Annotated in this window: 13 protein-coding genes and 1 riboswitch; of the genes, 7 read left to right on the top strand and 6 right to left on the bottom strand. The window is 58.0% G+C overall.

Annotated elements, in window-relative coordinates:
• Positions 1–7 precede the first annotated feature (7 nt).
• The 4 genes from SO058_RS08620 to SO058_RS08605 form a co-directional block, all read right to left on the bottom strand.
• Positions 8–1765 carry a cobalamin B12-binding domain-containing protein gene (locus SO058_RS08620; RefSeq protein WP_320842590.1) on the bottom strand — a complete coding sequence of 586 codons (1758 nt, stop codon included), beginning with the start codon at positions 1763–1765 and terminating at the stop codon, positions 8–10.
• 94 nt (positions 1766–1859) lie between these two features.
• Complete coding sequence (locus SO058_RS08615; RefSeq protein ID WP_320842589.1) at positions 1860–3119, bottom strand: Glu/Leu/Phe/Val family dehydrogenase; 1260 nt, start codon at positions 3117–3119, stop codon at positions 1860–1862.
• Between the two features lie 180 nt (positions 3120–3299).
• Positions 3300–5252, bottom strand: a complete 1953-nt coding sequence (locus tag SO058_RS08610) for a hydantoinase/oxoprolinase family protein (protein WP_320842588.1) — start codon at positions 5250–5252, stop codon at positions 3300–3302.
• Between the two features lie 93 nt (positions 5253–5345).
• Complete coding sequence (locus tag SO058_RS08605; RefSeq protein WP_320842587.1) at positions 5346–6362, bottom strand: ROK family protein; 1017 nt, start codon at positions 6360–6362, stop codon at positions 5346–5348.
• A gap of 263 nt (positions 6363–6625) precedes the next feature.
• On the opposite strand from SO058_RS08605, the gene SO058_RS08600 reads away from it, so the two are divergent.
• Complete coding sequence (locus SO058_RS08600; protein ID WP_320842586.1) at positions 6626–7990, top strand: MATE family efflux transporter; 1365 nt, start codon at positions 6626–6628, stop codon at positions 7988–7990.
• Between the two features lie 120 nt (positions 7991–8110).
• The gene (locus SO058_RS08595) at positions 8111–8656 is read left to right on the top strand and encodes a flavodoxin family protein (protein WP_320842585.1); all 546 of its coding nucleotides are present in this window, start codon (positions 8111–8113) and stop codon (positions 8654–8656) included.
• Positions 8657–8745: 89 nt separating this feature from the next.
• Here SO058_RS08595 and SO058_RS08590 read toward each other — a convergent pair whose 3' ends face one another.
• The gene (locus SO058_RS08590) at positions 8746–10242 is read right to left on the bottom strand and encodes an aldehyde dehydrogenase family protein (RefSeq protein ID WP_320842584.1); all 1497 of its coding nucleotides are present in this window, start codon (positions 10240–10242) and stop codon (positions 8746–8748) included.
• Positions 10243–10629: 387 nt separating this feature from the next.
• Between SO058_RS08590 and SO058_RS08585 the strand changes: the two genes are divergently transcribed.
• Positions 10630–11946, top strand: a complete 1317-nt coding sequence (locus SO058_RS08585; protein WP_320842583.1) for an aspartate aminotransferase family protein — start codon at positions 10630–10632, stop codon at positions 11944–11946.
• 57 nt (positions 11947–12003) lie between these two features.
• Here SO058_RS08585 and SO058_RS08580 read toward each other — a convergent pair whose 3' ends face one another.
• On the bottom strand, positions 12004–12300 hold the full coding sequence (locus SO058_RS08580) for a cysteine-rich small domain-containing protein (RefSeq protein WP_320842582.1): 297 nt from the start codon (positions 12298–12300) through the stop codon (positions 12004–12006).
• A 112-nt stretch (positions 12301–12412) separates the two neighbouring features.
• Positions 12413–12600: riboswitch (cobalamin riboswitch) on the top strand.
• 136 nt (positions 12601–12736) lie between these two features.
• Here SO058_RS08580 and SO058_RS08575 point away from each other — a divergent pair.
• From SO058_RS08575 to SO058_RS08560, 4 genes are read left to right on the top strand one after another with little or no spacing between them, the layout of a single operon-like run.
• Positions 12737–13462 (top strand): energy-coupling factor ABC transporter permease, encoded by a 726-nt coding sequence (locus SO058_RS08575; protein WP_442872239.1) that lies wholly within the window; start codon positions 12737–12739, stop codon positions 13460–13462.
• A gap of 15 nt (positions 13463–13477) precedes the next feature.
• On the top strand, positions 13478–13774 hold the full coding sequence (locus tag SO058_RS08570) for an energy-coupling factor ABC transporter substrate-binding protein (protein ID WP_320842581.1): 297 nt from the start codon (positions 13478–13480) through the stop codon (positions 13772–13774).
• Positions 13761–14546: a cobalt ECF transporter T component CbiQ gene (gene cbiQ / locus SO058_RS08565; RefSeq protein WP_320842580.1), complete on the top strand. Its 786-nt coding sequence runs from the start codon at positions 13761–13763 to the stop codon at positions 14544–14546. The genes SO058_RS08570 and cbiQ overlap by 14 nt, the downstream gene beginning before the upstream one ends.
• Complete coding sequence (locus SO058_RS08560) at positions 14543–15385, top strand: ATP-binding cassette domain-containing protein (RefSeq protein ID WP_320842579.1); 843 nt, start codon at positions 14543–14545, stop codon at positions 15383–15385. The genes cbiQ and SO058_RS08560 overlap by 4 nt, the downstream gene beginning before the upstream one ends.

Here is a 15385-nt window from a genome sequence, read left to right as displayed (position 1 = left end):
TGATCGGTTATATAGGTTCGCCATGTAGCAGATAATCGATCTGCTCGGCGATCTCGTTGCTGGCAAACACGCCGGTTTCGCAGATATAGTCGCGCACGTCGACCGGCAGCTTGTGGCCGGGCAGCAGCGCGGTGAACATGCCGCCCATCATCATATAGTACCGTTTGCCGCGCGCTTTGGCAAGCTGCACGAGCTTCTGCGCATAAGCGAGGCACTGCCCGCAGTGCGTGCTGATGCAGACGCAGTCCACGCCCTCCTCGTCCGCGAGGTCGAGCAGCGCGGCGGGCTCCATATCGACCCCACCGTTGACAACCGACGCCCCAAGCGCCGAATAGACGCTGTCGATGAGCATCAGGCCATAGCTGTGGCCGTCCGCCGAGGCGCAGACGAGCTTGCGGCCCTTGAGGTCGTGTCCCTGCGCGGCGAGATCGGAAACGATCTGTTCCTTGAGCGCCATCGTCTGCCGCCCGAGCTGGCTGGGGCAATACGGCGTGAACGTGCCGGTCTCTTCGATGCTGGGATGGAAGCTCTGCTCGAATTTGACCGGGTTGAAGTGCTTGAGCATCAAAATCATTTGCAGCGGATCTTCAATATCGACGCCGGCCTCGCGGAACGCGTCCAGCACGTTCTGAAAAAACAGCCTGCCCTTTTCCATTAAAAGGTCGGCTAGCCGTTCGACCGGTGTGAAATCCATCATGGGAAGCCATTCCTGCGCTTTGGTTTCGGCGCGGATGCCCGCGGCCGTGATGTCGAGCAGTTCCTCGAGGGACGGCGTGCGCAGCCGTTCGGTCACCGCGACCGGGCTGATGATGGTGGGGGTCTGGTATTTCAGGTTGAAGAGCACTTCGGCGAACATCTCCTGCACGCCCGTGCCGAAGTTGCAATTTACGTCGTCGGGCAACTGGTCGATCGTGCCGCCGTTATAATACGTGAGCGCGGGGTGCTCGGGTGTGGACAGCAGGCGGTGCATGGCGAGCGCGAAAGCGAGGCGCGGCTGCACCTCGGTGAGCAGGCCGCCGTAGCTGATGCTGAAATTCGCGTGGCACAGATCGTGAACGATATAGCTTTCCACCAGCGTATACCCGACCCAGGAGGCGATATCGAGAAAATAACCGGGCAGGCCGTCCTCCGGATAGGTGACCACGTCGAGATCCAGATCCTTTTTGGTGGACAGGATGCCGATCGACCGCACCATGTCGGAAAACCGGTTTTTCTCCTCGCGGTAGCCCGGGTAATCCCAGATCAGTGTGGAGAAACAGCCGAGCCGGTCCGCGCCCGCCTTAAGCGCGTTGATCGTCGTTTGCAGCGCGGCGGGGGAGGCCAGATGGAAATCCTGCCACGCGACCTGGATAGGAGCCGCGTCGTTGTGCGCTTTCCAATCGGCTGGCTCGCGCATTTCATAGCTGGTTTGCTTGGGCGCGCCCTCCCAGTATTCGTGCGGCAGGCCGGTGATCATGGCAGGGATCGACTGCACGCCCGAAATCTCCATGCCGGTGCGTTCACCGAATTCGTAAATCTTGCGGATGCCGTCCAGCTCGTCCTCCAGCGTGGCAAGGCCGAGCAGGATCTGCCAGGTCTGTTTGCCTTCTTTGAGACGATTTGTGCGGTATTCAAGATAGGTTTTACAGCCGTGCTTTTCGAGAAAACGCGAGCGCGGGACGCTTATCGTTTTGCCCATCTCCACGCCCTCACGCAGCACGTCGCGCCCATCGGGCATGTCCTCGGGTATCAGGCTTTGTATGTAATCTTTCAGCTGTTCATCCATGAGCGTACCTCTTATGTGGGGGGATATGGCATGCGGCCGCGGCCCGGTGACGGACAGCGGCCGCATGCCGTCGTGAGAAGAGAGAGGAGAGATTCTAGAAAATGCCGCGGCCTTTCTGCGCTTCGACGACGCGCTGCACCGCGATTAGATACGCGCCTGTGCGGAGCGTCACATCCTTTTCATGTGCAATGCTCCAAACGGCTTCAAACGCGGTATCCATGATGGTTTTGAGCTCCTCGTTGACACGGTCCTCGCTCCAACAAAGCTCCTGGATATTCTGCACCCATTCAAAGTAGGACACGACCACGCCGCCGGCGTTTGCCAGGATATCGGGCACGAGCATGATGCCGCGCTTTTGCAGGATCTCGTCTGCCTCCAGCGTGGTCGGGCCGTTTGCGGCCTCAACAACGTATCTGGCGCGGATGCGGTCGGCGTTCGATGCGTTGATTTGGTTTTCGAGCGCAGCCGGCACCAGAACGTCGACATCGAGCTCCAATAGCTCGCTGTTGGAAATATGGGATACGCCGTCCTCATGATAATCGGCGAGCAGGTTTTTGGGGTTTTCGTTTAAGTATGCGAGCACGGCGGCAACGTCGATGCCGTCCTCACGGTAAATGCCGCCGGAAACATCGCTGACCGCGGCGACTTTGAAGCCCTCCTTGTGGAGAAGCTTGGCGGTCACGCTGCCGACGTTGCCCATGCCCTGCACGGCGACCGTCGACTCCGAGGCCTTGCGGCCCTGCTTGGAAAGCAGGTTTTTGACCGTGAACATCACGCCGCGGCCGGTCGCCTCACTGCGGCCCAAAATGCCGCCCAGCCCGATCGGCTTGCCGGTGACGCAGCTTAAAACGCTATGCCCTTTGAGCATGCTGTACTGGTCCATCATCCATGCCATAACGCGCGCGTTCGTGCCTACATCGGGCGCGGGCACATCCTGCTCGGGACCGATCAGCGGGGCGATCTGCGCGGTGTACTTGGCGGTTAGGCTGTGCTTTTCGCGTTCGGAAAGCTCGCCCGGGTTGCAGATGACGCCGCCCTTGCCGCCGCCGTAGGGAATGTTGACGACCGCGCACTTGAACGTCATCCAGGCGGCGAGCGCTTTGACCTCGTCGTGGTTGACCGCGGGATGGAAACGCACGCCGCCCTTGGCCGGGCCGCGCACGGTCGAGTGCTGCACGCGGAAGCCCTCGAATACTTTGAGCGAGCCGTCGTCCATGACGACCGGCATGGATACTTTGAGCTCGCGTTCGGGGTATCGGAGCGTGGCATAATCATTTTCTTCATATCCGAGGATAGAAGCGGCATTGTCGACAACTTTGAGCACGTTGTCGTACGGATTGTAGAGATCCTGCATAACGGTTCTTCCTTTCTGTCAATCAGTGCGTCGGATAAGTGGGGAAACGTCCCGGATATTTGGTGTAAAACACTTTTTATATACTCTATTTTAACCCTTGAAATAAATTTGTCAAGGGTAATTTCAATTATTTTTATAACTACAAAATAAAATGAAGAGCAAAAAGAAAATCGCTTTGTTTTATGCGGGAGACCGCGCGATGGCTGTCACGAAAACGTGCCGTTCCACGAAGTCGTCAGATGGGTCAAGCGGCGTGGGTGTGCGAACGTCCTCGATGCGCACAGAAATTCCGAGCGATGAACCGGACAGGCGAGCTGCTGTCTGCTTGTGCCCGGCTTCGCGCGCAAACGCGGTCGCCTCGTCGAGCGTGTCAAAAGCGCTTCTGCATGCCTCGGCAAACACGATATAGCGGTGGGTGACGGGGTCTGGGCGGATGAGCAGGTCGGCCTGCTCAAGTAGTGGGCTGACCGCGGCGCCGACCGCATTCGCAACCTCAGCATAGCCGGGTACGATAACTTTTGTGTGCAGTGTTTCGCCCAGTCCCTTTGTCCAGAACGCGGCGGGCGCGCCGACAGCGACCAGTGGCTTTTTCAGGCTGCCCTTCACACCGAGCAATGGGCTGTCGTCGTCAAGCAGCAAGCGGTCGATGAAATAGCGTGCGGAAGCGCTGTCGCGGCGGTTGAACATCTGCCCGTCAAAGTATAGGCTGCTTTCCAGACAGGCGGAGGTAAGCTGGCGGCGCACCAGCGCGCAAAGCGTATCGAGACAGGCCTGCGTATCCAGCCCCAGCTGTGCGGCCAGCATGTGAACGATCAGCCGGGAGGCTTCCGCATCCCACTCGGCATAGCCGCCGCAGGCGTGCGCGATGTCGGTCGGCGTGAGCGCGATGCGGGCAAGCACGCCTTCGTCCACCCACGCGTCGAGCAGCGAGGAAAGATGGCCGATCTGCAATTGTTCGCGCAGGCAAAACAGTGTGTGCGGGGCATCCCGCAGCGCATCCAGCACGCGGCGCTGCTCGGGCGAGGGCGTTTGCGGCTCCCGGATCAGCAGGTATGCCTCATTTTCGCGGTGCCAAAAATGCAGGAACGGCCGCTCCGCGCTTTGGGCGAGGCCGCGCAGTTCCTGGGTCAGCGCGGGCGCGTCATGCGCGGCCACGCAGAATGGGATCGCGCGCTGCGGGCCGACGGTCCAGCTTTTGTTACTGCGCAGGCAGATGCGGCTGTCGCCGCCCAGCCCGACGGTGTACACCTCGGCGGCACGGATACGCGTAAACCAGCCGCCGACGCTTGCGCCGTCCGGCCGCAGCTTCATCCGTCCGTTTGTGACGCTGGCAAGGTCGGTTGTCGTGCCGCCCATGTCGAGGATGAGCGCGTCCTGCTCGCCGGATAGAAACAGCCCGCCCGCAATGCTGGCGGCGGGGCCGGACAGGATGGTTTCGATCGGCCGGTCGCGCGCGCTGTCCGCTGTCATCAGCGTGCCGTCGCCCCGGACGATCATCAGGGGCGCCTCGATGCCGCAAGCCGCAAGCGTGTCCTGCACCGCGTCGATCAGCGCGCAGAGAAGCGGGATCAGGCGCGCGTTGAGCGAAACGGTGACAGTGCGGTCATAAAAGCCAAGGGATTCGGTCAGCTCGTGCGCACACGCGACCGGCACGCCGAGCAACTCCTGCACACGTTTTTTGACTATGATCTCATGCTGCGGATTGCGCACGCTGGCGTAGCCCGAAATGGCGACCGCCTCGGCCTCGCCGCGCAGCGCTTCGATTGCTTCGTCGACCTGTTGCGGGTCGAGCGGCTGGCGCAGGCGCCCCATAATATCGGGCTTGCCGCGAAGGATTTGACAGCGTTCGGTGGGCAGCCGTCCATCCGGCTTGCCGCCAATCAGGATAAGTCCCTCCTTACATCCGCGCCCCTCGACGAGCGCATTGGTCGCAAGTGTGGTGGATAGGCATACCAGCGCAAGATTTTGCGTGCCCGAAGCATCCAATTGTCGCAGGCAGTGCCTGATGCAGCTTCGCAGATCAGCGGGCGTGGTGCGTGTTTTGGCTGTACGCAGGATGCGGCGCTCTCCGGTTTCCACGATCACGCCGTCCGTATAGGTACCGCCGGTATCAATCGCAAGGATTCTAGGCATGGCAGTTCCCTCCGCCCAATAAACTATGGTGGTTATTATAAATTATTTATTAAATCGGTAAAAGACATGCCCGCCAAGCGGGCAGTGTCCTTGTTATACAATAAAGGGGAAGAGCAGCGAATCCAGCGTCAGCCGGATCAGGCCCTTTGCATAGTTTTCAAAAATATCGTTGCGGATTTCAATGTCAGGCAGATGGCGGGGAGAAATGACCTCTGTGCAGTGCGCGCGGATGGCGGCCAAGTCCTGCTCATCAATCTCGTTTCCCATGATGACCACATTGGAGGGGTTGATTGTGCAGCAAATGGTCAGCAATATCTGGGAAGCGAGCTTCTGGAACGCTTTGCGGTCTTGCAGCGCGTACGCCTGCTCATCGGGCGAAACGCCGAACACCTCAGCCACATGCCAGAGTGCGCCGGACAGCATCGTCCGCCCGCGCAGCACATGCCCATCTACAATAAAACCGCTGCCGACATAGCCATTGCTGGTGCCGGGAAAATAGATCGCGGCAAAATCGCCCGGGCAGTGCGCCTGCTGGTGGTATAGGTAGTGGGTGATCGTGTGCATATCGTTCTGTACAATGACGTTGACGTCAAATTTCTCCCGGAACAGCTTGGCAAAATCGACCTTTTGAAGCGCCTTAATATCGCAGGATTCGATCGTGCTGTCTACGACCACACCGGGCACACCGAGACCGACGGTTTTGATGAGCGGGTCTTCCGCAATGTGGTCCGCCACAAGTGCTTCGACCGTTTCGACCGACAGCGTGTCATAGAAAAACTGCTGCTGGGCGATAATGCCGCCCAGCGCGTCCGCCACGGCAAGGTCGACCGTGTTGGTGCCTTCCTGCGCGTATAGGCAGATGCAAAGGACATGCAGATAGTCACGATTATAGGCGAACAGGTCGGAAGGGCGGCCGATGCCCGCGCCCACTTGGTCGACCTTGAGAATTTCATTGCTTTCCAGCATTTCGTTGAGCGCGGTCGAGCAGGTGGCCATGCTCAGATCGGTCTGCTTGACAATATCCGCTTTGGTGCAAGTCTCCTGTTTTTGTATCGCCTCGCGGATGCGCTCCTTATTCATCTGGCGGATTTCTATGGCGCTGGTGATCATGCGTTCCTAACCTCATTTCCGATAGGCAAGATTTCCCAATGGAACATTCCAGTGTGTATGGGATTTTCTGGACTTCTTGCTGGTCTTGTACTAAAATATATTTAAATACATTTATTTATTGCTAATATCATATCCCAAATACGTGTAAATGTAAAGGGTTTTATCAATAAATACCATTTATACAAATTGGGACTTGTATTATTTTAGGTGTTAATATAAAATATTTAGAAATAGAAGTTTTGATGAATGCGGGAGGTACAGACATGAGGGTTCGAACAAAGGACATGACGAGCGGGTCTCCGCTCCGCCTGATATTTTTCTTTTCGCTCCCGCTTATGCTGGGCAGCGTGTTCCAACAGGGCTATATGATCGTCGATTCAATCATTGTCGGGCGCGGGGTGGGTGTGGAAGCGCTCGCTTCCCTCGGCGCGGCTGATTGGATCAACTGGATGATGCTTTGGGCGGTGCATGGCTTCACACACGGCTTTTCCGTGCGCATCGCGCAGGAGTTCGGCGCGGGGGACGGGAAGCGCATCCGCAAGGCCGCGGCCATGATCACGCTGCTGAGCGTTATCCTAGGGCTGGCGCTGACCGTGGTCGGACTGGTTGCGGTCGATCCGCTTCTCCGCCTGCTGCAGACAGAGGAGACGATCATCGGCGGTTCGCGCGTGTATCTGTATGTGATGTTTGCGGGCACGCTGGCGGTATTCGCATATAATATGGCCGCCGCCGTGCTGCGTTGCATGGGGGACAGCCGCTCGCCGCTCGCGGCCATGATCGTGGCCGCGGTGGTCAATATCGGACTCGACCTGCTGTTCGTACTCGTATTCCATTGGGGTATCTTCGGCGCGGCGATCGCGACCGTGATCGCGCAGGCATGCGCGTTTGCATACTGTCTGCTGGTCATGCGCCGGCTGCCCATGCTGCAGCTCGACCCCGAGGACTGGAAGATCGACCGGGAAGTGCTGCGTGACCTGCTGCGCTTGGGTACGCCGCCCGCGCTGCAAAACGCAATTATCGCAGTGGGGGGCATGGTAGTACAGTTTGTGCTCAATGGGTTTGGCTTTGTCTTTGTCGCGGGCTTTACGGCGACCAATAAGCTGTATGGCGTGCTGGAGAGTACGGCAATCGCGTTCGGCTATGCGATGACAGCCTATATGGGACAAAACCGCGGTGCCCGCCGCCCCGAGCGCATCGACGCGGGCATGCGCGGCGTGATCGTGCTGTCGGTCTGCTTTTCGCTTGCGATCTCGGTTTCCATGATCCTGTTCGGGCGGTCGATATTGGGCCTGTTCGTTTCGTCCGACGCGGCGAACGCGGCGCAGGTGATTGAGATCGCGTACCGTTATCTGTTTATCATGAGCTGCCCGCTGATCTTCCTGTTCTTCATCCATGCCTACCGCTCATCCCTGCAAGGGCTAGGGAACATGGCGGTGCCGATGTGGTCGGGCGTGGTCGAGTTGGTGGTGCGGATCGGCGTGGCGCTGCTGCTGCCGCGCCTGATGGGGCAGAACGGCATTTTCTTTGCCGAGATTGCGGCGTGGATCGGTGCATCCAGCTTTATGATGGTGTATTACTATGCGAATATCGGCCGGATCAAGCGGGAGATCAATGCAGAAAGCCGTTAATATAGGACATAAAAAAACTGGTGAAAAACCATTGACGCGGAATTAATCCGGTGTTATGATGCAATCAAACATAGGAAAGGAGCGGCGGGGCGGTTGCTGACGTTCCCGCCGGACATACGGATGGGAAAGAATGTTTTAATTTTGACCGCAAGCGCGCGGGCAGGTGGCAACAGCGATTTAATGGCGCAGGCGTTTGAAGAAGGCGCGCGCCAGGCGGGGCATACCGTTCGGGTATTCCGCGCAGCACAGAGCGGGATCCGACCGTGCCTTGCGTGCGACGCGTGCTTTTCCAATGGGAAAGCATGCGCGGTGGACGACAATTTCAATGAACTGGCGCCGCTTTTGGAGCAGGCTGATCTGCTGGTGCTGGCTATGCCGCTATACTGGTATTCGTTCCCGGCGTCGATCAAGGCTGCGATCGACAAGCTGTATGCCTTTGTGGTCGGAGGCAAAGAACTAAAGATCAAAGAAGCAGTCTTGCTGATTTGCGGCGAGATCGCGGAGGAGCGCGTATTTGAAGGCGCGGTGCGCTCCTATGAATTGATTCTTGAGGACCGCGGATGGACAGACCGCGGACAGGTCGTGGTTCCGGGCGTCAATAAAAAGGGCGACATTTTGCAGACAGATGCGCTCGACCGGATCCGCGCGCTGGGTTCATCCCTATAAAAAGCAAGCCCCCGCCGTTTGGCGGGGGCATTTTACTGCGAAAACGGAAAAACCAGCCGTCCCTTGGGACGGCTGGTTTTGTAATGCTATTACATATCCTTCATCTGCTCCGCGACCTGTGCGCGGAAGTTGGACAGGAAATCGCCCATGCCGTCCTCGTGCTGGTAAAGGCGTTCCTTGGGGGAAACATCGCAGAAGCCATAGGTCTTCAGGCGGGTGAACTCCGCGCAGGAATAGCCCGCGCCCTCGTTGCCGATGCCGGTGCCCTTGCAGCCGCCGAACGGCTGGTCGTTGTGGCGCAGCGCGCTCGAACCGTTGACCCATACCGCGGAGGATTCAACATTCTCGGTATAGAAGAAAGACTTCTTGAGATCCTTGGTGATGACACATGCGCTCAGGCCGTACTTCGACTGGTTTGCGATCTCAACCGCTTCTTCATCGGTCTCAAAGGTGATGATCGGAACGACAGGGCCGAAGACCTCCATATCGCACGCAATATCCATGTCCTTGGTGACATTGTCCAGAATGGTGACGTCCATCTCAGGGCCGTTATTCTTGCCGCCGTACAGCAGGGTAGCGCCCTGGTCGATCGTATGATGGATCTGATCGACAACACGCTCGGCCGCCTTGGTGGATACCAGACGGGTCAGCTGCGCTTCGGGATCGGTCGCGTGGCCGCGCTTCAGGGTCTTGACAAACCCGAGCAGGCACTTGACGAACGCGTCGTGCGCGTCCTTATGTACGATCGTGCGCTTGGGAGACGCGCAAACCTGGCCGTTGTTCTCGTTGATACGGCCCCAGCACAGGCACTCGATCGCCTTGGCGATCAGCTCGGGATCGTTCGCAGCTTCCTTGGTGATGATGAGCGGATCGTTGCCGCCCAGCTCCAGGATGACCTTTTTGATGGTGGGCGCGGCGTCGTGCATCATTTCCGAACCGGCCTCGGTCGAGCCGGTCATCGCGATGCAGGCGACCTTTTTGTTTTGCAGCAGGTTCTTGGTGCAGTCCTCGCGGCTGCCGGTCACATAATGCAGCACGTCTTTCGGAACGCCGGCTTCATGCGCAAGATCGATCAGCTTCTTGACACAGCAGGGAGCAGTGGTTGATGCCTTGACGATCATGGTGTTGCCCATGAGCAGCGCGGGCACCAGCTTTTGCAGCGTCAGCTCGACCGGATAGTTAAACGGGATGACCGCGGCGACAACGCCCAGCGCCTCGTGGCGAACCATAACGACATGCTCTTCATAGCCCTCGGAGCTGTCGCACAGCACTTCGCCGTACATGTGCTTGCCGACCTCGATGTTGGCGCGGCCGATCTCGGCGGCGTAGGTGGTTTCCGCGCGGGACTGAAGAATGGGCTTGCCCATTTCGCACGACATATAGTTGGCGATCTCCTCGCGGTTCTGATCGATCAGGTCGCAGAACTTATAAAGGATCTGGCCTCTTTCAAAAAGCGGGACTCTTTCCCAGCGGGGCTGTGCCGCAAACGCAGCATCGACCATGCCCGCGATCTCTTCGCCGGTATAGTTCGGAACGCTGCCCACTACCTTGCCGGTGGATTCGTCGATTACGTCCATCATTCTCATGACAATGTCCTCCTGAAATTCAGTTTTGGTTGGATAAAAGCTGGCATACGGAACCAAACAGCCTCAAAGGCCAAAGGGGGAAAACCGGATGTGTGGGGGACGGCTTTCTGTTGCTGCGTAAGCCTACGCAATGCCCCGGGAACCGCCTGATTCTTTCTGTAGCTTTTTATTAACTTTAATTTAACATATAAAATAAATGGTGTCAATATGTTTTTATCGCTTTCGGCATAATTATTTTAAGCCTTTAAGATGGATGGAAGATGTTTTATAAATCATTTAAAATAACCATTGACAAAATAATTCTCTGGTGGTATAAAATTATTAAGACTTAATTTAATACACATAATAATAAACGAGAGACCGGTATTGTAAAAGGAGTGGACAGTTATGAGTCGCATTCAGGAAATCTACAATGAGGCGCAGAAATACTTTGTCGCGGGCGCTTCGGCGGGACAGCGGTACAACGCTGTTTTGAAGCAGCCGCTTTACATTGACCATGCGGACGGCAGCCATGTGTGGGATGCCGACGGCAAGGAGTACATCGATTACCATACCTGCGCAGGAGCCGCGCTGTATGGCCACAATCACCCGCGCATCCGCGCAGCAATCGAAAAAGCGATGAGCAAGGGCTTTTTCATCAATTTCGACACCGAATATCACGTGGAACTGGCCAAGCTTTTGCAGCAGGTGTTCCCGAGCTGCGAGCGTATCCGCCTGGCCAACACCGGCTCGGAAGCGACGCAGGCGGCGATCCGCGTGGCGCGCAGCTTCACCGGCCGCGATAAGATCATCAAGTTTGAGGGCCATTTCCACGGTATGCACGAAAATATCTGGTTCAACCACAACAACGTCTATCAGGCAGATGAGTACGGAGAGGTCGAAACCGTGCCGGATTCGCAGGGCTTCCCGAAAAACGCCAAGGATACGGTCGTCAATGTCGTTTTCAACGATATCGCGGCGCTCGAGCACGCGGTGGAAAAGTATCAGGGCGAGATCGCGTGCGTCATTCTGGAGCCGATCAGCTATAACTGCGGCTGCTATGAGGCGCGCCGCGAGTACTTAAAGAAAGTGCGCGAACTATGCACGCGCGAAAATATCGTGCTGATCTTTGACGAGGTCGTTTGCGGCCTACGTATGCGTCCGGGCAGCGCGCAGAAATACTACGACGTCATCCCGGATATGACGACTATGGCCAAAGCCATCGGCGGCGGTCTGCCGATCGCGGCGTTTGGCGGACGCGAAGATCTGATGAACTGCCTCAACCCGATCGGAAAGACCACGGTAAGCGGCACCTATACGGGCGCGCTGATGCCGGTCATGGCCTCGATCGAGTGCCTCAAGATGGCCATGGAACCCGGCTTCTATGACCAGATTGATAAAATCGGCGAAAAGCTCTACCGTGGTATCGACGACCTGTTCGTCAAGCATGGCAAAAAGGGACACTGCCGCGGCGTAGGCGCGCGTTTCGCAATCTATTTCGGCGTGGAAAACACCGAGGACGACTTTGATTTCCGCAAGGTCGCGGTCGAGCAGGATCGCGGCATGTATAAAAAATTCGTGACCGAATGTCTGCCGCGCGGCTTATGGTTCCATGATACGGCGGGTGCGGTTTCGCCCGCGCACTATGGCATCACGATTGCGCATACTGAAAAGGATATCGACGAGACGCTCGCGCGCATGGACGATATCTTCAAAACTTTCTAAAACCTCTTATTCTTCTTCTCTTATGGGAAACGCCGCGGTACAAACCGCGGCGTTTTCTTATTCCTTTGTGTCCTCCTGCCGCTGCATTGCGGCGGCGATATCCCCAAAGCGTTTTGTAATATAGCCGTAGCTTTCTCGGCGGTGGGGCAGCAGGCAGTTTGAGCAGTCCTTGATTCCATTTTCAAGATAACGGAAATTGCCGCCGCATTCCCGGCCCAGCGTATAAAGCGGGCAATAGCAAAACAGACAGTTAAAATCTTCGGTGCGTTCGGTCTTGTGGCAGGGGAAAAACTCGCATGCCCGGTTTTGGAAAAACGAATAGCTTTTGCCCTCCCAGCTTTCCTTTTGTGCCATATTCATGCCCTCCATTTTTGCTTTTTTCAATTATATCACGGGTTAAAAAAACATACAAGAATTCGTTCCGGTCTATTTACAGACGCGCTGATTAAAGATATAATGTCCTTATCAATAGGAAAACGCGACCGGGAAGCTCCTTATCATGAGGAGAGGAAGACGGGTGTGAATCCCGCGCAGTCCCGCTGCCGTATTAGGGGAATCCCCGCACAGGATGCCACTGGAGATTGCTTCTCTGGGAAGGCGTGCGGACGGTGATGATCCTTAAGCCGGAATACGATCTGGCCGCGTGTCTTTTCACAGCTCTACGGAAGATAGGGAGGTGTCATTTTTTATGACCAAATTTATCTGGCGGGACGGCTGAAGCCGCGCGCCGCAGTGCGGCGGATTCGGAAAGAAAAGCGTCACCGTGATTGCAGAAAAGAGGTCAAAAACTTTGAGTAAAAAAGTGAAAATGCTGTCGCTTACGGCGGCGGTGCTGTGTGCGCTGACGCTCAGTGCGTCCGCCATGCACATTGCCGAAGGGTATCTGCCGGGGGGCTGGTGCATCGCTTGGTATGCGGTGTGCGCCCCGTTTATCGCGGCAGGCTTCTTCGCGATCAAAAAGCGTGTCAAACAGTCGCCTAAATCGCTGACGCTGCTAGCCATGTGCGGCGCGTTCGCGTTTGTGCTGTCCGCCATGAAGATCCCATCCGCCGTGACCGGATCGTGCTCGCACCCGACCGGCGTCGGTCTGGGCGCGGTGTTGTTCGGCCCCACGGCGACCGGCGTGCTCGGCCTGATCGTCCTGCTGTTCCAGGCGCTGCTGCTCGCGCACGGCGGTTTGACGACGCTTGGCGCAAACGTGTTTTCCATGGCTGTCGTCGGTCCGTTTGTCGCTTACGGCGTGTACCGGTTGTGTAAAAAATGCGGCGTCAACGCCGCGGTCGGCGTGTTTCTGGCCGCGTGTCTGGGCGATTTGCTGACCTATGTGACCACCTCGTTCCAGCTTGCCGCAGCCTTTGCGGACGCCGGCTTCCTGACGCTGCTGACGCGCTTTCTCGGCATCTTCGCGCTCACCCAGCTGCCGCTGGCGGTGGCGGAAGGGCTGCTCACCGTGGTTGTGTTCAATGTGCTTCAGAAATATTCGGGCCGCGAGCTGCGCGACCTGCGCGTACTGTAAGGAGGCTGAGACGGCATGAATCAACCGATATGGAAAAAGAACCTTCTGCTTGTGGCGTTGGTCATCGTCATCGCGGCGGTGCCGCTGTATTTTTTGAAAGACGCGGAATTTAGCGGAGCGGACGGCGAAGCCATGGGCATTATAGAAGAGGCGGTCCCCGGTTATAAGGTTTGGGCCGAGCCGTTTTTGGAGCCGGCGAGCGGCGAGATTGAATCCATGCTGTTCGCGCTGCAGGCGGCCGTCGGCGCGGGCATTGTGGGCTTCGTACTGGGCCGCGTGACCGCGCGGGGCAAAACCGATGATCGGGACTGACCGCTGGTCCTATGAATCCCGCCTGAAGTCGGTCGATCCAATGGCAAAACTATGCGTTACGCTGCCCAGCCTTGTGCTGTGCCTGTGCTTTGACAGCCTGCTTGCCGGTGTGGGCACGGCCGTGCTGTTCTGCGCGCTGTCCGCGGGGCTGGGCGGCACGCCGCCGCGTGTGTTTCTCCGGCTGATGCGCGCGCCGTTCCTCTTCGTGCTGCTCGGCGCGCTGACTATTTTCATCGCGCGGTTCGACAGTTTTTCGGAGGTTCTGCTCGGCGTTCGGTTAGGCGGCGCGGTATACGGCGTTTCCGCTGTTTCCGCCCTGCGCGGCGCGCGGCTCGTCGCGCGCGCGATGGGATGCGTGGCAAGCGTGTATTTCACCGTGCTGTCCACCCCGGTCACCGACCTGCTGCCCGCGCTGCGCCGCCTGCATGTGCCGCGGCTTCTGCTGTCGCTCGCCGAACTGATCTACCGCTTTGTGTTTGTGCTGTATGACGCGGCTCGCCGTATCCGCATCGCCCAGCACGCGCGGCTGGGATACCAGGGGCTGCGGCGCAGCTTTTCTTCGCTGGGCGCGCTGCTGGCGGCGGTATTTCTCAAAGCTTACCGCAAGTCCGACCGGATCTATGACGCGCTTGAATCGCGCGGCTATGCGGGCGACCTGTGCATGCTCGCGCCGCGGTATGAGAGCCGCCGCGCGCTATACGGCTGGTGCGCGGCGGCAAGTGCGATGCAGCTTGGCCTTTGGCTGCTGGAGAGGGGGACACTGCCATTTTGAATGCGATCGAGACACAGGGGCTTCGGTATGTGTATGAGGATGGTACGGTCGCGCTGGAATCGTTGGATTTCGCCGCGAAGCGGGGGTGCGTCACAGGCGTGCTCGGCGCGAACGGCGCGGGCAAATCGACGCTGTTCCTGTGCCTCAACGGCGTGCTGGCGCCGATGGGCGGCACGGTGCGCCTTTCCGGGCAGGCGGTGGCGTTTGACCGGAAAGGCGTAAAAAGCCTGCGCAAAAAGGTCGGCATCGTCTTTCAGGATCCGGATGACCAGCTTTTTTCCTCCGATGTGTACCGCGATATTTCGTTCGGCGCGGTAAACCTCGGCCTGCCTGAAGACGAGGTGCGCCGCCGGGTGGAAGACGCGATGGAGCAGGTAGGCATTTCCCATCTACGGGACAAGCCGGTGCACGCACTGTCCTATGGTCAGAAAAAGCGTGCCGCCATTGCGGGCGTGCTCGTCATGCGGCCGGAAATTCTGATTTTAGACGAGCCGACAGCCGGGCTTGACCCACAGGCGGCGGCCAACATGGTGTGCCTGTGCCGGACGCTGCAACACACATACGGTATGACGATCCTGCTCGCCACGCACGACATCGACCTGGTGCCGCTGTTGTGCGATGATGTGTATTTGCTCAGTGAGGGCAGCATCGCGGCGCATGGCGCGCCGGACGAGCTGCTTCGCGATCCTGCGCTGTTTCGCGCGCATCATCTGCGGCTGCCGCGCATCGCGCATCTGATGGAGATCCTCAGGGAGAAAGACGGCTTTCCGGTCGACCCGGGTGCGGCCACGATCGGAAAGGCGCGGCGGGAGATCAAACGGCTGATGGAGGATGGCTGA

It is taken from the genome of Agathobaculum sp. (assembly GCF_034098985.1).
GTDB lineage: Bacteria > Bacillota > Clostridia > Oscillospirales > Butyricicoccaceae > Agathobaculum.
The sequence above is the reverse complement of the archived record's forward strand: the minus strand, read 5'-3'. Positions and strand labels throughout refer to the sequence as shown.